At 59.7% G+C, this 19,503-nt stretch carries 22 protein-coding genes and 1 pseudogene; 12 read left to right on the top strand and 11 right to left on the bottom strand.

The genetic code is table 11. The features are described from left to right. Positions 1 to 17: 17 nt before the first annotated feature. The 3 genes from AC1DWG_RS26830 to AC1DWG_RS26820 form a co-directional block, all read right to left on the bottom strand. Positions 18 to 959: a MerR family transcriptional regulator gene (locus AC1DWG_RS26830; protein ID WP_477788573.1), complete on the bottom strand. Its 942-nt coding sequence runs from the start codon at positions 957 to 959 to the stop codon at positions 18 to 20. Continuing rightward, positions 959 to 1,918, bottom strand: a complete 960-nt coding sequence (locus tag AC1DWG_RS26825; protein ID WP_477762641.1) for a YbgA family protein — start codon at positions 1,916 to 1,918, stop codon at positions 959 to 961. Before AC1DWG_RS26825 ends, AC1DWG_RS26830 begins: the two co-directional genes overlap by 1 nt. A gap of 158 nt (positions 1,919 to 2,076) precedes the next feature. After that, positions 2,077 to 3,063, bottom strand: coding sequence for an NAD(P)/FAD-dependent oxidoreductase (locus tag AC1DWG_RS26820; RefSeq protein ID WP_477756333.1), 987 nt, complete (start codon positions 3,061 to 3,063; stop codon positions 2,077 to 2,079). A gap of 196 nt (positions 3,064 to 3,259) precedes the next feature. Here AC1DWG_RS26820 and AC1DWG_RS26815 point away from each other — a divergent pair, with 196 nt between their 5' ends. After that, positions 3,260 to 4,162, top strand: a complete 903-nt coding sequence (locus AC1DWG_RS26815) for a TIGR01777 family oxidoreductase (RefSeq protein WP_477762642.1) — start codon at positions 3,260 to 3,262, stop codon at positions 4,160 to 4,162. 13 nt (positions 4,163 to 4,175) lie between these two features. Next, entirely contained in the window at positions 4,176 to 5,198 is a 1,023-nt protein-coding gene (gene hemH, locus AC1DWG_RS26810) for a ferrochelatase (protein ID WP_477788572.1), read from the top strand. Between the two features lie 109 nt (positions 5,199 to 5,307). Here the strand turns inward: hemH and AC1DWG_RS26805 are convergent, their stop codons facing one another. Together AC1DWG_RS26805 and upp are read right to left on the bottom strand one after the other, a co-directional pair. Continuing rightward, entirely contained in the window at positions 5,308 to 6,582 is a 1,275-nt protein-coding gene (locus tag AC1DWG_RS26805; protein WP_477756262.1) for a uracil-xanthine permease family protein, read from the bottom strand. 2 nt (positions 6,583 to 6,584) lie between these two features. Next, complete coding sequence (gene upp, locus AC1DWG_RS26800; protein WP_108214877.1) at positions 6,585 to 7,223, bottom strand: uracil phosphoribosyltransferase; 639 nt, start codon at positions 7,221 to 7,223, stop codon at positions 6,585 to 6,587. 175 nt (positions 7,224 to 7,398) lie between these two features. On the opposite strand from upp, the gene AC1DWG_RS26795 reads away from it, so the two are divergent. The 4 genes from AC1DWG_RS26795 (at position 7,399) to AC1DWG_RS26780 (ending at position 9,399) form a co-directional block, all read left to right on the top strand. Next, positions 7,399 to 7,956 carry a hypoxanthine-guanine phosphoribosyltransferase gene (locus AC1DWG_RS26795; RefSeq protein WP_008045996.1) on the top strand — a complete coding sequence of 186 codons (558 nt, stop codon included), beginning with the start codon at positions 7,399 to 7,401 and terminating at the stop codon, positions 7,954 to 7,956. A 3-nt stretch (positions 7,957 to 7,959) separates the two neighbouring features. Further along, a complete protein-coding gene (locus tag AC1DWG_RS26790) occupies positions 7,960 to 8,433 on the top strand; it encodes a WbuC family cupin fold metalloprotein (RefSeq protein WP_477788571.1) in 474 nt (157 codons plus the stop codon). Between the two features lie 129 nt (positions 8,434 to 8,562). Beyond that, a complete protein-coding gene (locus AC1DWG_RS26785; RefSeq protein WP_477760567.1) occupies positions 8,563 to 9,048 on the top strand; it encodes a hypothetical protein in 486 nt (161 codons plus the stop codon). Positions 9,049 to 9,111: 63 nt separating this feature from the next. After that, positions 9,112 to 9,399, top strand: a complete 288-nt coding sequence (locus AC1DWG_RS26780) for a PA4642 family protein (protein ID WP_218426680.1) — start codon at positions 9,112 to 9,114, stop codon at positions 9,397 to 9,399. A 67-nt stretch (positions 9,400 to 9,466) separates the two neighbouring features. Here AC1DWG_RS26780 and mqo read toward each other — a convergent pair whose 3' ends face one another. Both mqo and AC1DWG_RS26770 read right to left on the bottom strand, forming a co-directional pair. Further along, a complete protein-coding gene (mqo, locus tag AC1DWG_RS26775) occupies positions 9,467 to 10,975 on the bottom strand; it encodes a malate dehydrogenase (quinone) (RefSeq protein WP_477762644.1) in 1,509 nt (502 codons plus the stop codon). A 738-nt stretch (positions 10,976 to 11,713) separates the two neighbouring features. Next, on the bottom strand, positions 11,714 to 11,953 hold the full coding sequence (locus tag AC1DWG_RS26770; protein ID WP_477762645.1) for a hypothetical protein: 240 nt from the start codon (positions 11,951 to 11,953) through the stop codon (positions 11,714 to 11,716). A gap of 204 nt (positions 11,954 to 12,157) precedes the next feature. Between AC1DWG_RS26770 and AC1DWG_RS26765 the strand changes: the two genes are divergently transcribed. After that, a complete protein-coding gene (locus AC1DWG_RS26765; RefSeq protein WP_007973847.1) occupies positions 12,158 to 12,742 on the top strand; it encodes a YajG family lipoprotein in 585 nt (194 codons plus the stop codon). A gap of 121 nt (positions 12,743 to 12,863) precedes the next feature. Here the strand turns inward: AC1DWG_RS26765 and AC1DWG_RS26760 are convergent, their stop codons facing one another. Further along, positions 12,864 to 13,070, bottom strand: a complete 207-nt coding sequence (locus AC1DWG_RS26760) for a hypothetical protein (protein ID WP_085613384.1) — start codon at positions 13,068 to 13,070, stop codon at positions 12,864 to 12,866. A gap of 190 nt (positions 13,071 to 13,260) precedes the next feature. Here AC1DWG_RS26760 and AC1DWG_RS26755 point away from each other — a divergent pair, with 190 nt between their 5' ends. Continuing rightward, on the top strand, positions 13,261 to 13,539 hold the full coding sequence (locus tag AC1DWG_RS26755) for a hypothetical protein (RefSeq protein ID WP_477755326.1): 279 nt from the start codon (positions 13,261 to 13,263) through the stop codon (positions 13,537 to 13,539). A 74-nt stretch (positions 13,540 to 13,613) separates the two neighbouring features. On the opposite strand, the gene AC1DWG_RS26750 is transcribed toward AC1DWG_RS26755, so the two are convergent. After that, positions 13,614 to 14,780: a 1-acyl-sn-glycerol-3-phosphate acyltransferase gene (locus AC1DWG_RS26750; RefSeq protein ID WP_477755327.1), complete on the bottom strand. Its 1,167-nt coding sequence runs from the start codon at positions 14,778 to 14,780 to the stop codon at positions 13,614 to 13,616. 139 nt (positions 14,781 to 14,919) lie between these two features. On the opposite strand from AC1DWG_RS26750, the gene AC1DWG_RS26745 reads away from it, so the two are divergent. The 3 genes from AC1DWG_RS26745 to AC1DWG_RS26735 are packed head-to-tail and all read left to right on the top strand — an operon-like array spanning position 14,920 to position 16,031. Then, positions 14,920 to 15,102, top strand: a complete 183-nt coding sequence (locus AC1DWG_RS26745; RefSeq protein WP_218426687.1) for a CPXCG motif-containing cysteine-rich protein — start codon at positions 14,920 to 14,922, stop codon at positions 15,100 to 15,102. 9 nt (positions 15,103 to 15,111) lie between these two features. Then, the gene (locus AC1DWG_RS26740) at positions 15,112 to 15,372 is read left to right on the top strand and encodes a putative signal transducing protein (protein WP_007979315.1); all 261 of its coding nucleotides are present in this window, start codon (positions 15,112 to 15,114) and stop codon (positions 15,370 to 15,372) included. A 35-nt stretch (positions 15,373 to 15,407) separates the two neighbouring features. Then, entirely contained in the window at positions 15,408 to 16,031 is a 624-nt protein-coding gene (locus AC1DWG_RS26735) for an SOS response-associated peptidase (RefSeq protein WP_046041890.1), read from the top strand. Positions 16,032 to 16,138: 107 nt separating this feature from the next. Here the strand turns inward: AC1DWG_RS26735 and AC1DWG_RS26730 are convergent, their stop codons facing one another. Together AC1DWG_RS26730 and AC1DWG_RS26725 are read right to left on the bottom strand one after the other, a co-directional pair. Next, complete coding sequence (locus AC1DWG_RS26730) at positions 16,139 to 16,882, bottom strand: methyl-accepting chemotaxis protein (protein WP_411741538.1); 744 nt, start codon at positions 16,880 to 16,882, stop codon at positions 16,139 to 16,141. Positions 16,883 to 16,993: 111 nt separating this feature from the next. Continuing rightward, a pseudogene (locus AC1DWG_RS26725) lies at positions 16,994 to 17,191 on the bottom strand (HAMP domain-containing protein); the annotation flags it as partial. 1,361 nt (positions 17,192 to 18,552) lie between these two features. On the opposite strand from AC1DWG_RS26725, the gene AC1DWG_RS26720 reads away from it, so the two are divergent. After that, on the top strand, positions 18,553 to 19,371 hold the full coding sequence (locus tag AC1DWG_RS26720; RefSeq protein ID WP_477755329.1) for a M48 family metallopeptidase: 819 nt from the start codon (positions 18,553 to 18,555) through the stop codon (positions 19,369 to 19,371). Positions 19,372 to 19,503: the final 132 nt, after the last annotated feature.

Below are 19,503 nucleotides of genomic sequence, written 5' to 3'. Positions count from 1 at the left end.
GTATCCACGCGATTCATTTAAATCAGCCCGCGCTGAACGAGTGCCTGATGTGCCGACAACGGATTTTCGGCCAGGTACAAATCAGCGATCTCGGCAGTACTGACAGACAGCTCGGTGCGGTGGATGCATACCGTTGGTCCGGCAATCATTTTTGGGCAACTGACACCTTTGAAAAGTTTCGGCAGCTGCGCCGGATTCAGGGCTTTGCTTGAGTACAGCAGAATCCCACGGGGTTGCAGAAGTTCGACCGCCAATGCCAGTTCGCCGACCGGCAGTGGCCCGTCGAAGACTTCCACCGGGCAATCGGCGCTGCTGATCAGCCAGGCCGTTAGCCAAAGGTGCGGCTCCATGGGCAGGTCCGAGTGGTTGATCAGCAGCAGCGGCGCGGTGCACAACTGACGATTGTTATGGTAGATGCGTGCACCGAACTTGCTACGCAGCCAGGCACAAAAAAAGCCCCGCTCCATCTGCGCACCGAACTGGCCTTGCCAGCGTTGCTCCAGAGCGGCCAGCAAGGGCATCAGCAACTGTTCGCACAGGGTTCGCGGCGGATACAACGCCATCGCCTGATTGACGCTGTCATCCAGGGCGCGCTCCTGCAATCCGCTGACCGCCTGCAGCAACGTTTGCAGCAAGGCGTGCCAATCGTTGTCGACGGACTCGCTGAAGGCTTGCGGCGTGTCGAGCAGTTGCTTGACCTGGCTGACGGCAACGCCACGGTTGAGCCAGGTGAGAATGGCCTGGATGCGTTGTACATGGTCGGCCGAGAACAACCGATGCCCCTTGGGTGTGCGTTGCGGCACGATCAGACCGTAGCGCCGCTCCCAGGCGCGCAAGGTCACGGCATTGACGCCGGTTTGCCGCGCCACTTCTCGGATCGGCAGCCAGCCTTCGTCCAACGCCTTTTCAAAGTCATCGCCGAGGTCTTCGCGGGCGCTGGTGTCGAGTTTTTTTTTCATCAGATGGCGTTTCGCAGGCTGAGGTTTTCCGGGTGCGGTTGCAGGTAAACCTGCTGTGCGATGTACGGATCGGGGTGTTGGCGAAAGTGATGCTTGAGCAGCGTCAGCGGCACCACCAGCGGCACGATACCCAGGCGGTATTGGCTGATTACGTGCTGCACTTCCTGCTTGTCTTCGCCGCTGATGGCCTGTTTCAGGTAGCCGCTGAGGTGTTGCAGGACGTTGGTGTGAGTGCGGCGAGTGGCGCATTTTTTCAGCGCCGACATCAGTTCGCTGAAATAGCGGGGGCCCAGTTCCTGCGGATCGGTTTTGCCCATGTTGCCCAGCAGATTGCCCAGGGTTTTGTATTGCACCGGGTTGTGGGCCATCAGCAGGTATTTGTAGCGCGAGTGAAAGCCCGTGAGACCGTGCCGGGTCATGCCCTCTTGACGTAGCTGCTGCCAGGCGCTGTAGGCGAACACCCGGGTGAGGAAGTTTTCCCGCAGCACCGGATCGTTGAGCCGGCCGTCTTCCTCCACCGGCAAGTCCGGGTGCCGCAGGCAGAAGGCCCGGGCGTAGATCCCGTGCCCGCCAATATCCGCCCGTGCGCCGTTGGCGTGGTAGACCTTGACCCGCTCCAGGCCACAGGACGGGGAATTTTGCATGAAGATGTAGCCGCAGATATCCCCCAACTGCGCTGCCATGTCCCGGCCGTAGGTGGCCAACGGTTGTGTCACGTTAAGCTTGTGGTCGAGGGTGCCCACGGCTTCGGGTTGATCTGCGCTGCCCACTAGCCGAATCGGTTGGCGGGGCACGCCCAGGCCGATGGCCACTTCCGGGCAGACCGGGATGAAATCGAAGTAATCAGTGAGGGTGCGGCTGCACAACCGCGATTCCTTGTGCCCGCCGTTGTAGCGCACGTCGAGCCCCATCAGGCAGGCGCTGATGGCGATTTTCGGTTTGGCGTGGGCGTGGGACATCGGAGCACCTCGAATCTGAACCGGTGCAGACGGTCGAGTCTGTACAGGATAACTTCATCATAGATTCGAAGTTGTACAAGTCAAATGTTGTGTATAAGTATTGTGGCGGGCTGCTGTCCATGGCGACAGCAGCGATTTGCTCGGGTTGATGCCTTTGCTTACTGCAGGTGTTCATGCAAGCGGCGAGCGGCTTCCTGACCGCTGAGCCAGGCCCCTTCGACGCGCCCGGACAGGCACCAGTCGCCACAGGCATACAGCCCCAGGTCTGCATCGGCCAGGGTGCCCCATTCGTGACTGCTGGCGGGGCGGGCGTAGAGCCAGCGGTGGGCGAGGCTGAAGGTCGGTGCGGGCATGGAATCGTGCAGCAGTTCGGCGAAGGCGCCATGCAGTTGTTCGATCACGGCTTCCTTGGACAGGTCAATGTGCTGGCGACTCCAGGCGCTGGTTGCGTGCAGCACCCAGGTGTCGAGAGTGTTGTCACGCCCGGGTTTGCTGCGGTTGCGAGCCAGCCAGTCGAGGGGGCTGTCCTGCACGAAGCAGCCTTCCATGGGCGTTTCCAGCGGCGTTTCGAAGGCGAGGGCGATGGCCCAGGTCGGGTCCATTTTCACCCCGGCGGCGGCACCGGCGAGTTTCGGCGCAGATGCCAGCAAAGCCGTGGCCTGCGGGGCTGGCGTGGCGATGACCACGTGGCTGAACGGTCCGTGGGTGAAGCCCTCGGCGTCCTGCAGATGCCAGTGTTCTTCACCGCGATAGACCTCGGTGATCCGGCAGGCGAAATGCACTTCAAGTTCACCAAGCAGGGCGCGGGTGATGGCGCTCATATGCGGCGTGCCGACCCAGCGGGTCTGCTCGTCTGGCGACAGGTTAAGCTGGCCACCATGGTAGGTGTACAGCTGCGGCGTCCACTCGGCAACCCAGCCCTTGGCCTGCCAGCGCTGGACTTCGGTGACAAAGCGACGGTCACGGGCGGTGAAATACTGCGCACCCATGTCCAGAGCGCCCGCATCGCTGCGTTTGCTCGACATGCGCCCGCCACTACCGCGGCTTTTATCGAACAGTTGAACCACATGCCCGAGGTCAGTCAGGGCCTGGGCGGCGGAGAGTCCGGCAATGCCGGTGCCAATGATTGCGATAGGTACAGTCATAGGTGCCTCGTTTACCTTTCTGTACAGACTACGCCGGGGTTCAAACCTGTACAATATTGTTTGTTGGTATAACTTTTAGCGTTCTCGTTCTGACAGCTTGGCCTATTGTTAAACATAGAGCCTGCTCGATACCAAAGATCCCTGCTTATAAAAATAGACTAATGGACAGGGTAAAACGCCACGCGAGGAAGAAGTCATGCACATATTGCTGACCGGCGGTACTGGTTTGATAGGACGTCAGCTTTGCCGGCACTGGTCGGGTCAGGGATATCGCCTGACAGTCTGGAGTCGCCAGCCTGAAAAAGTCGCGAAAACATGTGGTACCCAAGTGCGTGGAATTGCCCGGCTGGAGGATCTGGGGCAGGAGCCAGTGGATGCGATCGTCAATCTGGCCGGAGCGCCGATTGCCGACCGACCCTGGACGCACAAGCGAAAAGCCTTGTTGTGGAGCAGTCGCATCACGCTCACCGAAACCCTGCTGGCGTGGCTCGAAAGTCGCGAGCAGAAACCCCGGGTCCTGATTTCCGGTTCAGCTGTCGGCTGGTATGGCAACGGCGGCGAGCGTGAACTGACCGAGGATTCGGGGCCGATCAGTGAAGACTTCGCCAGCCAGTTATGCATCGCCTGGGAGGAGACTGCACAGCGGGCCGAAGCGATGGGCATTCGCGTCATTCACATCCGTACCGGGTTGGTGCTGTCGGCGGAGGGTGGCTTTTTGTCGCGGCTGTTACTGCCGTTCAAACTGGGTCTGGGAGGGCCCATCGGCAACGGCCGGCAGTGGATGCCGTGGATTCATATCGACGATCAAATCGCCCTGATTGATTTTCTTCTGCATCGCAACGAGGCCAGCGGTCCCTATAATGCGTGCGCGCCCAAACCGGTGCGCAACCGCGAGTTTGCCAAGACGCTGGGTAGCGTACTGCATCGCCCGGCGTTCATGCCGATGCCGGCCTTCGTATTGAAGGTGGGGCTGGGTGAGTTGTCCTTACTGTTGCTGGGCGGCCAGCGCGCCACCCCGGTGCGTTTGTTACAGGCTGGTTTCACTTTTAAGTTCATGGATTTGCGCGCGGCTCTGGACGATCTGTCCAGTCGCCTTTGAAATAGGACGTTGCATGACTGATCACGCGTTGCTTCTGGTCAACCTGGGCTCACCTGCCTCCACCTCGGTGGCGGATGTGCGCAGCTACCTCAACCAATTTCTGATGGACCCGTACGTGATCGACCTGCCATGGCCGGTTCGACGCTTGCTGGTGTCGCTGATCCTGATTAAGCGTCCCGAGCAGTCGGCCCATGCTTATGCCTCGATCTGGTGGGACGAGGGCTCGCCGCTGGTGGTACTCAGCCGTCGTTTGCAACAAGCCATGACCATCCAGTGGCACCACGGCCCGGTCGAACTGGCCATGCGCTATGGCGAGCCGTCGATCGAATCGACACTGATGCGCATGGTCGGCGCAGGGCACAAGCGGATTACGCTGGCGCCGCTTTATCCACAGTTCGCCGACAGCACCACCACCACGGTCATCGAGGAAGCCAAACGCGTGGTACGCGAGAAAAACCTCAACGTGCAATTGTCGGTTCTTCAACCTTTCTACGATCAACCGGAATACCTCGATGCGCTGGTCGCCACGACGCGGCCGCATTTGCAGCAGGACTACGATCATTTATTGATGAGTTTTCATGGATTGCCGGAGCGGCATCTGAAGAAGCTCAACCCCGGTCACAGCTTCGAAGGGGGCGGCGATTGCTGCGCCGGGGCGCCACCTGAGGTGGTCGCCACCTGTTATCGCGGTCAGTGCCTGCGTACGGCGGCAGAGTTTGCCAAGCGCATGGGGTTGCCGGAGGGCAAGTGGTCGGTGTCGTTCCAGTCGCGTCTGGGACGCGCCAAATGGATCGAGCCCTACACCGAAGCGCGCCTTGATGAGTTGGCCAAAAGCGGCGTGAAAAAGATTCTGGTGATGTGCCCGGCGTTCGTTGCCGATTGTATCGAGACCCTGGAAGAAATCGGAGATCGCGGCAAGGAGCAATTCCGCGCAGCAGGGGGAGAGGAGTTGGTGCTGGTACCGTGCCTTAACGATGACCCGCGTTGGGCTCGGGCGTTGAGTGCGTTGTGCGAGCGTGCGCCGTTGGTGCTTTAAAAGCTTCGTCGGCAAGCCGGCTCCTACAGGTTTTGCATAGAACTTGTAGGAGCGGGCTTGCCCGCGAATGCTATCTGACTGGCAACAAAGATCTCAGGTCTTCATCCAATCAGATCAGCGGCTCATTCGCCTTCTTGTGCTTCCAGCTGTCATTGCCCGGCAGGATCAGGTTCAAGCCAATCGCCACCACCGCACACAGCGCAATGCCTTTGAGGCCGAAATCGTCCGGCCCGGTGCCGGTGCCGATCAGCACGCCGCCGATCCCGAACACCAGGGTCACCGAAACAATCACCAGATTGCGCGCCTCGGCCAGATCGATCTTGTGGCGGATCAGCGTGTTCATCCCCACCGCCGCAATCGAACCGAACAACAGGCAGAGAATCCCGCCCATCACCGGTACCGGAATGCTTTGCAGCAGCGCACCGAACTTGCCGATAAACGCCAGGCTGATGGCGAAGATCGCCGCCCAGGTCATGATTTTCGGGTTGTAGTTCTTGGTCAGCATCACCGCGCCGGTTACTTCGGCGTAGGTGGTGTTGGGCGGGCCGCCGAACAGACCGGCCGCCGTGGTGGCAATGCCGTCGCCGAGCAGGGTGCGGTGCAGGCCAGGCTTCTTCAGGTAATCGCGACCGGTCACGCTACCCACGGCAATCACGCCGCCGATGTGTTCGATGGCCGGAGCCAGGGCTACCGGAACGATGAACAGGATCGCCTGCCAGTTGAATTCCGGCGCGGTGAAGTTCGGGATGGCGAACCATGGTGCCGCTGCAATCTTCGCGGTATCGACCACGCCGAAGTAGAACGCCATGCCGAAACCGACCAGCACGCCAGAGATGATCGGCACCAGGCGAAAGATGCCCTTGCCGAACACCGCGACGATCAGCGTGGTCAGCAGCGCGGGCATCGAGATCATCATTGCCGTCTGGTAGTGAATCAGCTCGCTACCGTCGCCAGCCTTGCCCATGGCCATGTTGGCGGCAATCGGTGCCATGGCCAGGCCGATGGAGATGATTACCGGGCCGATCACCACAGGCGGCAGCAGGCGGTCGATGAAACCGGTGCCTTTGATCTTCACCGCGAGGCCGAGGAAGGTGTAGACAAAACCCGCCGCCATCACACCGCCCATGGTCGCGGCGAGGCCGAATTGGCCCTTGGCGAGAATGATCGGGGTGATGAATGCAAAGCTCGATGCCAGGAACACCGGCACCTGACGCCCGGTGACGATCTGGAACAGGATCGTCCCCAGGCCGGCCGTGAACAGCGCCACGTTCGGGTCAAGGCCGGTGATCAGCGGCATCAACACCAGGGCGCCGAAGGCCACGAACAGCATCTGTGCGCCGGACAGCACCGTGCGCCAGAGCGGATCGTTGAACTCTTGCTGCATGCTCACGCGTCCTTCTGCTTGGTGCCGAAGATCTTGTCACCGGCGTCGCCAAGCCCTGGGATGATGTAGCCGTGTTCGTTCAGTTTTTGATCAATGGAAGCGGTGTAGATGATCACGTCCGGGTGAGCTTTCTCTACGGCGGCGATGCCTTCTGGCGCGGCGACCAGCACCATGGCGCGGATGTCCTTGCAGCCGGCTTTTTTCAGCAGGTCGATGGTGGCGACCATCGAGCCGCCGGTGGCGAGCATCGGGTCGATGATCATTGCCAGGCGTTCGTCGATTTCCGGCACCAGTTTTTCCAGGTAGGTGTGGGCTTCGAGGGTTTCCTCGTTACGGGCCACGCCGACGGCACTGACTTTGGCGCCCGGGATCAGACTGAGTACGCCTTCGAGCATGCCGATGCCGGCACGCAGGATTGGCACCACGGTGATTTTCTTGCCAGCGATTTTCTCGACCGATACGGTGCCGCACCAGCCTTCGATATCGTAGGATTCCAGCGGCAGGTCTTTGGTAGCTTCATAGGTCAGCAGGGCGCCGACTTCCTGAGCGAGCTCACGGAAATTCTTCGTGCTGATGTCTGCGCGGCGCATAAGGCCAAGTTTATGACGGATCAGCGGGTGGCGGATCTCATGAATGGGCATGGGGAAAGGCTCCGGCGGCGGGCAAAAAAACCGGCCTAGATTAATCTATCCGAGGGTGTTGTCCTATAGACATACAGTACGTTAGTCCACAAAGGCTTGATCTGGCCTCGCTTGATGCGTACCTTTGCCCGCTTTTCCGAATCCGTCCCTCCCCTCAAACCCCCTGGAGAGCGCCATGTCCGCTGATCTCGAGCATATCCGTCAAATCATGCGAGAGGCTGACTGCCTGTACACCGAAGCTGAAGTCGAGGCGGCCATCGCCCGCGTCGGTGCACAAATCAACGATCAACTGGCGGACAGCAATCCGGTGGTGTTCTGCGTGATGAACGGCGGGCTGATTTTCTCCGGCAAGCTGCTGACCTATTTGCACTTCCCGTTGGAAGCGTCCTACCTGCACGCCACCCGCTATCGCAACGAAACCAGCGGCGGTGACCTGTTCTGGAAAGCCAAGCCGGAAGTGTCCTTCATCGACCGTGATGTGCTGATCATCGACGACATCCTCGACGAAGGTCACACCCTGGGCGCGATCATCGACTTCTGCAAACACGCTGGCGCACGTAAAGTGCACACCGCTGTGCTGATCGACAAAGACCACGACCGCAAGGCCCGTCCGGACCTCAAGGCCGATTTCGTCGGTCTGCCGTGCATCGATCGCTACATCTTCGGTTACGGCATGGACTACAAAGGCTACTGGCGTAACGCCAACGGGATTTTCGCCGTTAAAGGAATGTAAGACATGGATACGCCTCGCTTTCTGGATCAGACCTTGTTCGCCGAGCTGGCCGGGAAAGCCGCGGCCAATCCTCGTGGGCGCCAGCATCACAACTTCCATCAGATGGAAGACGCATGCCATCGCATGGCGGTGGGGTTGCAGCCGTCCACGTATATCCCGCCTCACCGGCATTTGGGCGACAACAAGGCCGAAACCCTGTTGGTCCTCAAGGGCCGGCTGGGCGTGTTGATCTTCGATGAGACCGGTGCGGTGCTGAGCAAGACCGTGCTGCAGGCCGGTGGCGACTGTGTTGGTGTGGACCTGCCAACCGGTGTGTTTCACGGTTTGGTGGTGCTGGAGGCCGACAGCCTGATGTTCGAATGCAAGGCTGGTCCTTACCGTCCGGTCGGTGAAGGTGAGCTGRCACATTGGGCGCCGCGCGAAGGCGAGCCCGGTGTTGCCGAGTATCAGGCCTGGATGCGCGCGCATTTCGATTAGGATCAAAAGATCGCAGCCTGCGGCAGCTCCTATAGGGGTTTGATGTACACCCTGTAGGAGCTGCCGCAGGCTGCGATCTTTTGCTTTGAAACCCATGGTAGAGTGCCCGGCCCCATTTCGGAGCCTGCCATGAGCCCTTTTATCCGCAGCTGCGCCGCCCTGTTGCTGACCCTCAGCTTGCCCTTGGCTGCCGCGCCGGCGCCCATGCACAGTCAATTCCTGCCGCCGGACGATCTCGCTCTGCGCGATGCCGACCCCGAACAGCAGCAACTGATGCAAGTCACCGATTATTCGGTGGTGGTCGGTGCCCAGCGTCAATCCAATCAACAGCCGATTCCGGTCACGTCGCCTTTAATGATTCGTCTCAAGGGCAAATCCCTGAACAAGGGCGCCACCATCAGTCAGGTGCTGGTCAACTTCGATGGTGAAAGCAAAAGCCTGAAGAAGCCGGTCTACGACGATAAGAGCAAAACCCTGACCCTCTATTACCCGCTCGCTCAATACCGCGTGGTGATCGATTTGCTGCGCAATGACACGGTGTATTGCCAGTTTCTCAGCTACGCCAATGGGCATGTTTGGGCCGATCTGCACACCGGCAGCACTCGTCCGCGTTGAGCCCTGTGCCTGCGCGGGGGTAAACTGCCCGCCCCGTGTAATGTCTGCGAGCTGGAGTCGGCAATGCGTAAAGATAAAAAACAAGTGATTGGTGACGAGATCGGCGATGAGCAGATCAAATTGTTCCTCGATTTCGAGCCGGTCGACGCGACTTCCCCGTCCCTGCACAAACTGGTCAAGGCCTACCGTGGCCTGCGCATCGACGATTTCGAGCGTTTCCTGACGTTCTTCGTCGAAGCGGGTTACGACGTGAATGGCAAGGATGAGCACGGCAATGACTTCGTTGCCCTGATCAAGGATCAGCGCAATGCCGCCGAGTACATCGAGCTGATCAACAAGGCTCGCGGTTAAGATCTTTTAAAGGCACAAAAAAACGCCCCGCTCTCAATGAGGACGGGGCGTTTTTTATGCAGCCGAATCAAGCGTAGCTTTCGGTCTCGCTGCTGGCTTCAACCAGTTCCAGAGCAACGTTGTTCTGCGAGTTAATCTTGCGATACAGCGCAGCGTCGGTTTCCAGAACCTTTTCCCGGGCCGGGAAGATTTCGGCCAGTTTGGTGGCCCATTCGCCCTTGGCTTTGCTCGGGAAGCATTTTTCGATCAGCTCAAGCATGATCGAAACGGTCACCGAGGCACCAGGCGAAGCGCCGAGCAGTGCCGCCAGGGAACCGTCCTTGGCCGCGACCAGTTCGGTACCGAATTGCAGGATGCCGCCTTTTTTCGGGTCTTTCTTGATGATCTGCACCCGTTGGCCGGCCACTTCCAGGCGCCAGTCTTCGGCTTTCGCTTGCGGGTAGAAGCGACGCAGGGATTCCAGGCGCTGCTCCATCGATTGCATCACTTCGCTGACCAGGTACTTGGTCAGGTCCATGTTGTTTTTCGCCACGGACAGCATCGGACCGATGTTGCCGGCGCGAACCGACATCGGCAGGTCCATGAAGGAACCGTGCTTGAGGAACTTGGTGGTGAAACCGGCGTACGGTCCGAACAGCAGGGATTTCTTGCCGTCGACCACACGGGTGTCCAGGTGCGGCACGGACATCGGTGGCGAGCCTACGGCAGCCTGGCTGTAGACCTTGGCCTGGTGGTGCTTGACCACTTCCGGGTTGTCGCAGCGCAGCCATTGGCCACTGATCGGGAAACCGCCGAAGCCTTTGCTCTCTTCGATGCCCGAAGCCTGCAGCAATGGCAATGCCGCGCCGCCAGCACCGAGGAAGACGAACTTGGCATCGACTTCACGGCTGTTACCGCTGTTGACGTCCTTGATGCTGACAGTCCAGCCGCCGTTGCTGCGTTTGAGGCCGGTCACGCGCTTGCAGTACTTGACCTGGGCATCGGGGGCGCTGGTCAGGTGCTTGAGCAACTGGTTGGTCAGGGCGCCGAAGTTGACGTCGGTGCCATTGATCACGCGGGTCGCGGCGAGGGTTTCGCCAGGATCGCGGCCAGGCATCATCAGAGGCATCCACTCGGCCATTTTGGCCTTGTCTTCGGTGTATTCCATGTCGGCGAAGGCGTGGTGCTTGCTCAGCACCTTGAAGCGTTCCTTGAGGAAGGACACGCCGCTGTCGCCCTGCACGAAACTCAGGTGTGGCACCGGGCTGATAAACGATTTGCACGAGCCGAACGTGCCTTTTTTGGTCAGGTACGACCAGAACTGCTTCGACACCTCGAACTGGGTGTTGATGTGCACGGCTTTCTTTATGTCGACGGCGCCATCGGCTGCCTGCGGCGTGTAGTTGAGCTCACACAGCCCGGCGTGACCGGTACCGGCGTTGTTCCACGGGTTGGAACTCTCCGCGGCACCGGAATCCATCAGCTCGACGACTTCCAGCTTGATCGCGGGGTCGAGCTCTTTGAGCAGTACTGCAAGGGTGGCACTCATGATGCCGGCCCCAACCAGTACTACGTCGACTGCTTCGTTATGCGCCATTTAACGCGTCTCCAAAATCTGCAGCACCAAATTGTCGGCATGGCTGCCAGGAGTGACGGGGCGTGTCAGTGTTGCCCCAGGTACCCATGGCAGGATCGCCATGTCCGAATCTTCGCAATTTATCGCAACTTCGACGGACGCTACCTGCCGTGCCTATGAGCCATATGAACTCATTTCAGCGCGCGGGAGGCAATTCGACTTATGGTCGATACATCCGTTTGTGCAACCAAATCCGTAGCGGACAGGCTTCAGGCTCCGGTGTTCGAGGAATACTCGGTCCTGTGTCGTTGGGCTGTTGTAGACGCTAATGGTGCATGTTCAGACGCAAAACTATTCATTTGCTCGCCACACTCTTGTGAAGTTGTGAAAACCCGTTTTTTTCACGCTCTTTTGAAGACGTGAACCTCAAAAAGGGCTGTCCCAGCCTGGCACCGTGCCCGGATGAAATTGCCGCCATGGGATGCAAGGCAGGCAAAACGGGCAGACAACTCAGTGACCGAGCGTAATGACAGCTCTGCAGATTCGCGAAAAGTGGAGGTTTTGCTCAACAAAACAGCAAGCGCGCCAGCTTCACTCGATCTGTGTGGGCGGCTCTCTGTGGGCGGTGCGGGGTGTCAATACAAGCGCATTGACGATGCTGCGAGGCCCGATCAGGAGACGTCCTTATAATCGGGGGGAGATTGTATCTAAGAAACGCAGGGAAATGGTCGTGTTTAATGACTTTTATTAGGTGTTTGGTCAGGTCGTCATCAGTTGCTGTGCTCGCGAGCGTGGCTGTTGCTGCCGGGAAACGACGCGGGCGCCGGCAGGCAGCGGTTGATTCAGCCAGTTCAGGCGGATCTCTTCGATTTCAACCCAGCCATCGCCCATAGGCTGGAGGCTACACTGCTTGAAGGCTTGGCAGTGGCCGTTGCGGTCGAGCAGGGCGAAGCAGCGATGCAGTGGACGTGGCGCGAACAGAGAGATCAGATGGCGCATGGTGAAGTACCGTGTGGGTGACTACTGAGAAGATAGCCTGTAGGCGATTACATTCAAGTGTATGAGTGGTGACACCTGTGTGACAGGAACCGCATCCCCCAGGGGTTGTCAGAGATTTCATCAAACGCTGTGAGGTGCTGGTTCCCTGCAGTGGCGCACCGCTATACTGCTGGCCTGTTTGTGCCTGATTCTGGAGAGAAGAGCATGTTGCAACGCCTGTTGTTCGGTTTGATCACTGTGACCAGTTTGACCCTGGTTGGCTGCGCCCACAGCCCGCAACAACTGAGCCCGGAACCCAAGCTGACCGCCCAGTTGGCCCCGGTCGGCCATGGCCAGCCTGTCGTGGTGCGCGTAGTGGACGGTCGTCCGTCGCCGACGCTGGGTACCCGTGGCGGCCTGTATCCGGAGACCAGCGCGATCACCGTGCAGGGCGCGCAGATCCTGCCGAAGCTGCAGGCCCAGGCTGAAGCCGCCGTGCGGCTGTTGGGCTTTACCCCGACGAACAACGCCATGAATGCACCGCAACTGACCGTGACCCTGGCGGAGTTGAAGTACCAGTCGCCCAAGGAAGGCATGTACGTGACCGAAGCCACCATCGGCGCGACGTTCCGCTCCGATGTACAGAACGCCAACCGTCGCTACAGCGGCCGTTATGGTTCGTCCCTGGACCAGCGCTTCGGTATGGCGCCGAACCAGGAAACCAACACCAAGCTGGTCAGCGATGTGCTCAGTGATGCGTTGACCCGCCTGTTCAAGGACCCGACCGTGGGTCAGATTCTCGGCGAGTAATGCGAGCCATGTAGGAGCTGCCGAAGGCTGCGATCTTTTGATCTTGATCTTCGGCGGCTCCAGGCCTTAAAAAACAAAATCAAAAGATCGCAGCCTGCGGCAGCTCCTACAGGGCGTGGTGTCAGGCGGCCTGTGAGTAAAAATCCAGCACACTCACACCCGTCAGCAAATCCGTTTCCGGCAAATCCGCATGTTGATGCCCGCCCAGGGCGCAATACACCAGCCAATGGCGATCCTGAACGTTGAAAGCGAGGCTGCCGACGAGGGCTTGCTGTTCGTCGCTGGGGCTGATGAGGTAAAGACGATCCTGGTTTTCGGCGTGGAGCATGACGTAGTCCCTGTCGGTTTCGAGGCGCGCATGGTCGCCGATACAGATGACGAAGCCGTGACGCAGGACAGCCATTGATCAATTACTTCGTTATTTGTCGGAAACAGAGGGCAGGCGCGCAGGCTTTCGGTAGAATCCGCGCCGCGGTCGCCGGTCCGGCACCTGCCACCTGTTTGACTTGAGGTTTGTGATGTCGCTGCACTTGATGACGCTGTTTACCGCCCATCCCGCCAAATTGATCAATCTGCTGGCCTTGCTCTTTGCCTTCCCGGGCGGCTGGCTGCTGCACGCCACCCGTCGCCGCGAACTGCGCGCGATGGCCAGTTTGCAGGTGCAGCGGCAGAGCAGCTCCAATGTAGAGCCCGCGCTGGACTGGGCGACCTTGCGCAAGAACCGGTTTTTCTACATCTTCGGTTTTGCCTGCATGGGGATGGCGCTGCTGGTTTCCTGGGTCAGTACTCAGGTCTAGAGCTTTATTGAAGCCAAAGATCTTGCAAAAAACGGCGCTCGCAAGCGCCGTTTTTTGTATCTGGCCGAAACCGCTTACAGCGGCAACCCTGCCTTCACCCGGTACTGATTGCGCACCGGCGTCGCATATTGCAGCACCAGGAACGGACGATGCTCTTCAGGGCAGGCGTCCAGGCGGCGTTGCCATTCTTCCTGGGCCTTGGCGAGTTCCTCGGCCGGGAACACTTCGGCGGCTTTTGGCACCTGCAACTGCGTATCGGCGTCTTTCCACTGTGCGTACGCCAGGTAGTGCACCGGGAACAAGCGATAGCCGCTGAGGATTTGCTTGTCCATCTCGACCGCCAACTGCTTGGTGTCTTCGAACAGTTCGCTGATCGGCGCGGCAAAGTTCACATGCACCCGACCCTTGTAGCCGGTGATGCCCTTGGCGATGCTTACGTCATCCTCGCCGGGCACCTTGGTGTAGCTGCCGGTGGTGGCGCGGATGTAAAGCTCGCGGGCCTTGGCCTGATCGCAGGGGTCGTATTCGTAGCTGATCGACACCGGGGTCAGGTTCAGCGACTGGATGACCTCGCCGAACGGCTCGTCCTTGCGGCTCATGTGGAACATCTTGAGGATCGCCGATTCGGTACGGTCGTCACCGTCCTTGGCGCGGCCCTCGGCCTGGGCAATCCAGATCGAGGCGCAATCGTTGCGGATCGAATGGTTGATGTACGCCGACAGCAATTGATAGGCCGCCATTTTCTCCCGGCGACCGCTGATCGAGCGGTGCACGATGAAGCTCTTGTTCAGGCGCATCAGGTCGCTGACGAAAGGCTTTTGCAGCAGGTTGTCGCCAATGGCGATGCGCGGGGTCGGCAGGCCGGCGTGGTACACGGCATAGTTGACGAAGGCCGGGTCCATCACGATATCGCGGTGGTTGGCGATAAACAGGTAGGCATTGCCGGACTTGAATTGCTCCACCCCGGTATAAGTGACACCGTCGGTGGCGCGCTCGATGGTGTGGTCGACGTAAACCTCGACTTTGTCCTGTAACGTGGCCACGGAGGTAATGCCGGCAAACTCACGGCGCAACCGATGGGCTATAAGAGGTTTGAGTGCCCAGCCTAAAGCGCCGGCGAAACGCGGGAAGCGGAAGTGGGTGAGGATATCTAGAAACGCCTTGTCGCCGAGCAGTCGTGCCAGCACTGCCGGGACTTCACTGTCGTCGTAAGGTCGGATGGCATCGAATTCGCCCATCATGCTCTCTTGTTAGAAACGGCTAGGGTAAGTAAAGGTTCTGATCGAAAACCGGCGGGGCACGGTCTGAAAAAGTAGCCAGACAAAAATAGCCCTGCAAATAGACCGGCGATTATACGCACAAGTCACCTGGGAGACCGCGATGCTGGAAACTGCGCAATATGAATGTCCGTATTGTGGTGAGGAAGTCGAGACCACCCTGGATCTGTCCGGCGGGGATCAGACGTATATTGAAGACTGTCAGGTGTGCTGCCGGCCGATAACCTTCGTGTTGCAGGTTCATGAAGAGGAATGGCATCTCGAAGTGTTCAGTGAAAACGACTGAGGGGCATGTATGCAACGCATCTACGATCCGGAGAACCTGATGGAAGGCGAATTGCTGCAAGGCATGCTCGCCAGCGAGGGCATCGAGGCGCATCTGGTGGGCCGTGATTTGCTCGGCGGCTCCGGGGAGTTGCCGATCTATGGCCTGCTCGGGTTGTCGGTCGAGAACGATCAGGCCGAATACGCCCGCGAGCTGATCACCGCGTACAATGCCGCGCTGCCGCTGTCCGGCGATGAACCGGACAGCTTTCCCGGCACGCTGGTCTGTTAGGCTGGCGTTCGTTTGATCAAGAGCCGTGTTGCCCCATGTGTGGACGTTATGCCCTGTTTCGCTGGAACCCCGCCTTCGCGGCGCTGCCCGGTTTTCCCGCCGACCAGCAGGCGCAGTGGAACATCTCCCCCAATGATTCGGTGTTGATGCTGCGGGCCGAACCTGACGGCCAGCGCACGCTGGCCCGCGCCCGCTGGGGCCTGACGCCGCCCTGGCTGACCGATCTGTCCCGCACCCCAGCCCACGCCCGCGCCGAAACCGTTGCCGAACAGCCAATGTTTCGCCAGGCCTTGCGCGAGCGCCGCTGCCTGTTGCCGGCCAATGGTTTCTACGAATGGCGCGGCACAACGCGCAAGCGCCCGTATTGGCTGACACCGGGGGAGGGCTCGTCGCTGTTTTTTGCGGCGATCTGGGAGGCGTATCCGGTACAGGAACAGGTTTGGCTCAGTACCGCGGTGATTACCCAGCCGGCGGCGAGCCAGCGGCGACCGTTGATTCTTGATGAGGCGGGGCAGGCCGCGTGGCTGGATCCCGAGACGCCGTTGCATGCTTTGCAAGCCTTGCTGGCCAGTGAGCCTGCCGCATTGCGCGAGCGGGTGCTGGCCAATATGGTGAATGATCCGAAGCTCAATGGGCCGGAGTGTCTGACGCCGGGTTGATGTGTTGGCTGCGCTGACGCCTTCGCTGGCAAGCCAGCTCCTACAGGGTGCTGCGGCGCAAGCAAATCCATTGTAGGAGCTGGCTTGCCAGCGAAGGGGTCCTTGAATCAAACCCTGAACTGATTGATCAACCGCCGCTGCTGCTCGGCCAGCTTGGTCAAGTCCGCACTGGCCGCACTCGACTCATCCGCGCCACCGGCCACTTCATTGGCCACCTGGCCGATGTTGATCACGTTGCGGTTGATGTCGTCCGCCACCGCACTTTGCTCTTCGGCCGCGCTGGCAATCTGGGTGTTCATGTCGTTGATCACCGACACCGCCTGAGTGATGGTTTCCAGCGCTTCGGCAGCCTTGGCCGCGTGCTGCACGCTTTCGTCCGTGCGGTTCTGGCTGTCCTCCATGACCCGCACCACATCCCGAGTGCCTTGCTGCAGTTGCTGGATCATGGCCTGGATTTCTTCGGTGGCCTTTTGCGTCTTCTGCGCCAGGTTACGCACTTCGTCGGCCACTACGGCAAATCCACGTCCCTGCTCACCGGCGCGGGCGGCTTCGATGGCCGCGTTCAGAGCCAGCAGGTTGGTCTGCTCGGCGATCCCGCGAATGGCAGTGAGGATGGCATTGATGTTTTCGCTGTCCTTGGCCAGGGTTTGCACCACGCCCACGGCGCGGCCGATTTCCACGGCGAGGGCGCCAATCGAGTTCGAGGTGTCGCGCACGATCTGCATGCCCTGGCTGGCGGCCTGGTCGGCATGGCTGGCGGCTTGTGCGGCCTGGGTCGCGTTGCGTGCCACGTCCTGGGCGGTGGCGGTCATTTCCTGCACGGCGGTGGCCACTTGATCGATCTCGGCCATTTGTTTGTGTACGCCAGTGTTGGTGCGGATGGCGATGTCGGCGGTGTGTTCCGACGAATCGCTGACGCTCTGCACCGACGTCACCACTTGGGTGATCATCGCCTGCAACTTGGCCAGGAAGGTGTTGAAGCCTTTGGCGATCGAACCCAGCTCATCGGCACGGTCGCTGATCAGGCGTCGGGTCAGGTCACCTTCGCCCTGGGCGATATCGTCGAGCATGGCCACCATTTGCTTGAGCGGACGGGCGATGCCGTGGCCCACCAGCCAGATCACCAGCAAACCGATACCGGCAATCACCAGGCCGACCATCGCCATGCCGAAGGTGTCGGATTTGCGCTGTGCGTCCAGGTCGGCCTGGAGTTTTTGCAGGTCGGCCATGACCGCATTCAGCGGCAACTGCAGCATCAGGGTCCAGCGGGCGTCGGTCTGGCCGATGCCGAACGGCAAGTACAACTCGATCCGGCCCTGGGCCTTGTCGACGGTGTAGGTGACTTCGCCGCGCTTGAGATTGGCCATGTTGGCGATCTGTTTGCTGTCGAGGATGTCGCTGACCTTCTCGCCGAATTTGCTCGGGTCCTTGGTGTAGGCAACGATCCGCCCATTGCCGCCGATCAGGGCCATTTCACCGGCACCGCTGTAGAGTTTCTGGTTGGCGCCCAGAAGCATTTCCTGGATGAAGTTCACCGACAGGTCAGCGCCGACGATGCCCTGGAAGGCACCGTTGAGCATGATTGGCTCAATAAAGGAGGCGAGCATGACGATCTTGTCGCCGACCTTATAAGGCGCCGGATCGATCACGCAGGATTTCCTGGTTTCTTTCGAGCAAAGATAGTACTCGCTGGCGCGAACGCCAGTGGACAGTGTCTTCTGGTCGTCGACGTCCACCAGTTTGTCCAGGCCCAGGGTGCCGTCGTCGTTGCGGAACCACCAGGGCAGGAAGCGCCCGTTGGCGGCGTCGATGCCGACTACCTGGGTGCCGACGTAGGCCGCATCGTTGTGATCCAGTGCGTCTTTCTCCCAACCGATATAGGTGCCGAGGATTTTCGGGTTCTTGACTACGTTTTCCTTGATCAGGCCGATCAATTGCTCGCGGCTGAGGCTCAGCGCAGGCTGGCCATTGGCACCCGGTGTGCCAATCAGGGCGTTGACCCGCACCAGTGCGCCGGCAATCAGCAGCGGTGCTTCGAGTTCACGCTGGATCTGGCTGACCTGGGTTTGCGCCAGGGACGTCAGGCGTTGTTCGATGACTTGCTCGAATTGTGCCTGGGTCCGTTCCTGGACCATGTCTTGCGTCCGGGCGCCGGAAAACAGCGCGTACACCACCAGCGCTACCACGACACTAAGGACAATGGCGCCGGCAAGGGCCGCCACGGAAAACTGGATCGATTTGAATTTCATGGTGGCTCCGCACGCGAAAGGACGTCTGCCCAGGTGTATCGGCAGGGTGTCGGGCGGGCATGAGCGCGGGCAGTTGAAATGACTGTTTTCGGGTGTTGGATGTCGTAATTGAATCAATGCACGGCGGGATGGACTGGGGGTTGTCGGCGTATGTGAAATGTTTTCTACGGCGATGAGAGCTTTGTCCGAATTGTGCGTCTTACGTCCATTGTATCTGGCGTCGACACATTTCCACGCCTAGGATACGCGGCATGTTTTCAGGGAATTTTTTGATGAACAAGATTTTGGTTGTCAGTGCACTGAGCGCAGCGCTGCTGCTCACCGGTTGTCAGTCGGTCAATACCACCAGCGGCGGTGCCGTGGGCATTGAGCGCAAGCAGTACATGTTCAGCATGTTGTCCTCGCAAGAGGTCGACCAGATGTACGCCCAGTCCTATCAGAAGACAGTGGGCGAAGCGTCCAGCAAAGGTGTGCTGGACAAGACCAGCAATGAAGCCCGGCGGGTTCAGGCGATTGCCGACCGGCTGATTGCCCAGGCACCGAACTTCCGTCCGGACGCGGCCCAATGGAAGTGGGAAGTCAACCTGATCAAGAGCGATGAACTCAACGCCAACTGCGGTCCTGGCGGCAAGATCATCTTTTACACCGGGCTGATCGACAGCCTGCACCTGACCGACGATGAAATCGCCGCGATCATGGGCCATGAAATCGCCCACGCTCTGCGCGAGCACGGTCGTGAAGCGATGTCCAAGGCTTACGGCATCGAAATGGCCAAGCAGGGCGCCGGTGCCTTGTTGGGATTGGGGCAGGACACCATGGCCCTGGCCGATACCGTGGCCAACTACGGCATGACCTTGCCCAACAGCCGCGCCAATGAAAACGAGGCGGACCTGATCGGCCTGGAACTGGCCGCCCGCGCCGGTTACAACCCGAATGCCGCGATCACCCTGTGGAACAAGATGAGCAAGGTCTCGGAAGGTGCGCCACCGGAGTTCATGAGCACTCACCCGGCGTCGTCGAGTCGTATTGCAGCGTTGCAGGCGGCGATTCCGAAGGTCATGCCTTTGTATGAGCAGGCCAAGAAGTCCTGATAGTCATGCGGTGAGGCTGCTGGCCTCTTCGCGAGCAAGCCCGCTCCCACACTGATTTCCATTGACTGCAGATTTTGTGTGCACTGGAGACCCAATGTGGGAGCGGGCTTGCTCGCGAAGAACGATAACGCG

It is taken from the genome of Pseudomonas sp. P4_B3, from assembly GCF_056402295.1.
Note: the sequence above shows the minus strand (reverse complement) of the source record. Positions and strands in the feature narration are given on the sequence as shown.

What these genes read in the sequence shown, in the direction of transcription:
- AC1DWG_RS26830 (WP_477788573.1), bottom strand. Translation starts at nt 959, where the DNA reads ATGAAAAAAAAACTCGACACCAGCGCCCGCGAAGACCTCGGCGATGAC.
- AC1DWG_RS26825 (WP_477762641.1), bottom strand. Translation starts at nt 1,918, where the DNA reads ATGTCCCACGCCCACGCCAAACCGAAAATCGCCATCAGCGCCTGCCTG.
- AC1DWG_RS26820 (WP_477756333.1), bottom strand. Translation starts at nt 3,063, where the DNA reads ATGACTGTACCTATCGCAATCATTGGCACCGGCATTGCCGGACTCTCC.
- AC1DWG_RS26815 (WP_477762642.1), top strand. Translation starts at nt 3,260, where the DNA reads ATGCACATATTGCTGACCGGCGGTACTGGTTTGATAGGACGTCAGCTT.
- hemH (WP_477788572.1), top strand. Translation starts at nt 4,176, where the DNA reads ATGACTGATCACGCGTTGCTTCTGGTCAACCTGGGCTCACCTGCCTCC.
- AC1DWG_RS26805 (WP_477756262.1), bottom strand. Translation starts at nt 6,582, where the DNA reads ATGCAGCAAGAGTTCAACGATCCGCTCTGGCGCACGGTGCTGTCCGGC.
- upp (WP_108214877.1), bottom strand. Translation starts at nt 7,223, where the DNA reads ATGCCCATTCATGAGATCCGCCACCCGCTGATCCGTCATAAACTTGGC.
- AC1DWG_RS26795 (WP_008045996.1), top strand. Translation starts at nt 7,399, where the DNA reads ATGTCCGCTGATCTCGAGCATATCCGTCAAATCATGCGAGAGGCTGAC.
- AC1DWG_RS26785 (WP_477760567.1), top strand. Translation starts at nt 8,563, where the DNA reads ATGAGCCCTTTTATCCGCAGCTGCGCCGCCCTGTTGCTGACCCTCAGC.
- AC1DWG_RS26780 (WP_218426680.1), top strand. Translation starts at nt 9,112, where the DNA reads ATGCGTAAAGATAAAAAACAAGTGATTGGTGACGAGATCGGCGATGAG.
- mqo (WP_477762644.1), bottom strand. Translation starts at nt 10,975, where the DNA reads ATGGCGCATAACGAAGCAGTCGACGTAGTACTGGTTGGGGCCGGCATC.
- AC1DWG_RS26770 (WP_477762645.1), bottom strand. Translation starts at nt 11,953, where the DNA reads ATGCGCCATCTGATCTCTCTGTTCGCGCCACGTCCACTGCATCGCTGC.
- AC1DWG_RS26765 (WP_007973847.1), top strand. Translation starts at nt 12,158, where the DNA reads ATGTTGCAACGCCTGTTGTTCGGTTTGATCACTGTGACCAGTTTGACC.
- AC1DWG_RS26760 (WP_085613384.1), bottom strand. Translation starts at nt 13,070, where the DNA reads ATGCTCCACGCCGAAAACCAGGATCGTCTTTACCTCATCAGCCCCAGC.
- AC1DWG_RS26755 (WP_477755326.1), top strand. Translation starts at nt 13,261, where the DNA reads ATGTCGCTGCACTTGATGACGCTGTTTACCGCCCATCCCGCCAAATTG.
- AC1DWG_RS26750 (WP_477755327.1), bottom strand. Translation starts at nt 14,780, where the DNA reads ATGATGGGCGAATTCGATGCCATCCGACCTTACGACGACAGTGAAGTC.
- AC1DWG_RS26745 (WP_218426687.1), top strand. Translation starts at nt 14,920, where the DNA reads ATGCTGGAAACTGCGCAATATGAATGTCCGTATTGTGGTGAGGAAGTC.
- AC1DWG_RS26740 (WP_007979315.1), top strand. Translation starts at nt 15,112, where the DNA reads ATGCAACGCATCTACGATCCGGAGAACCTGATGGAAGGCGAATTGCTG.
- AC1DWG_RS26735 (WP_046041890.1), top strand. Translation starts at nt 15,408, where the DNA reads ATGTGTGGACGTTATGCCCTGTTTCGCTGGAACCCCGCCTTCGCGGCG.
- AC1DWG_RS26730 (WP_411741538.1), bottom strand. Translation starts at nt 16,882, where the DNA reads ATGGCCGAGATCGATCAAGTGGCCACCGCCGTGCAGGAAATGACCGCC.
- AC1DWG_RS26720 (WP_477755329.1), top strand. Translation starts at nt 18,553, where the DNA reads ATGAACAAGATTTTGGTTGTCAGTGCACTGAGCGCAGCGCTGCTGCTC.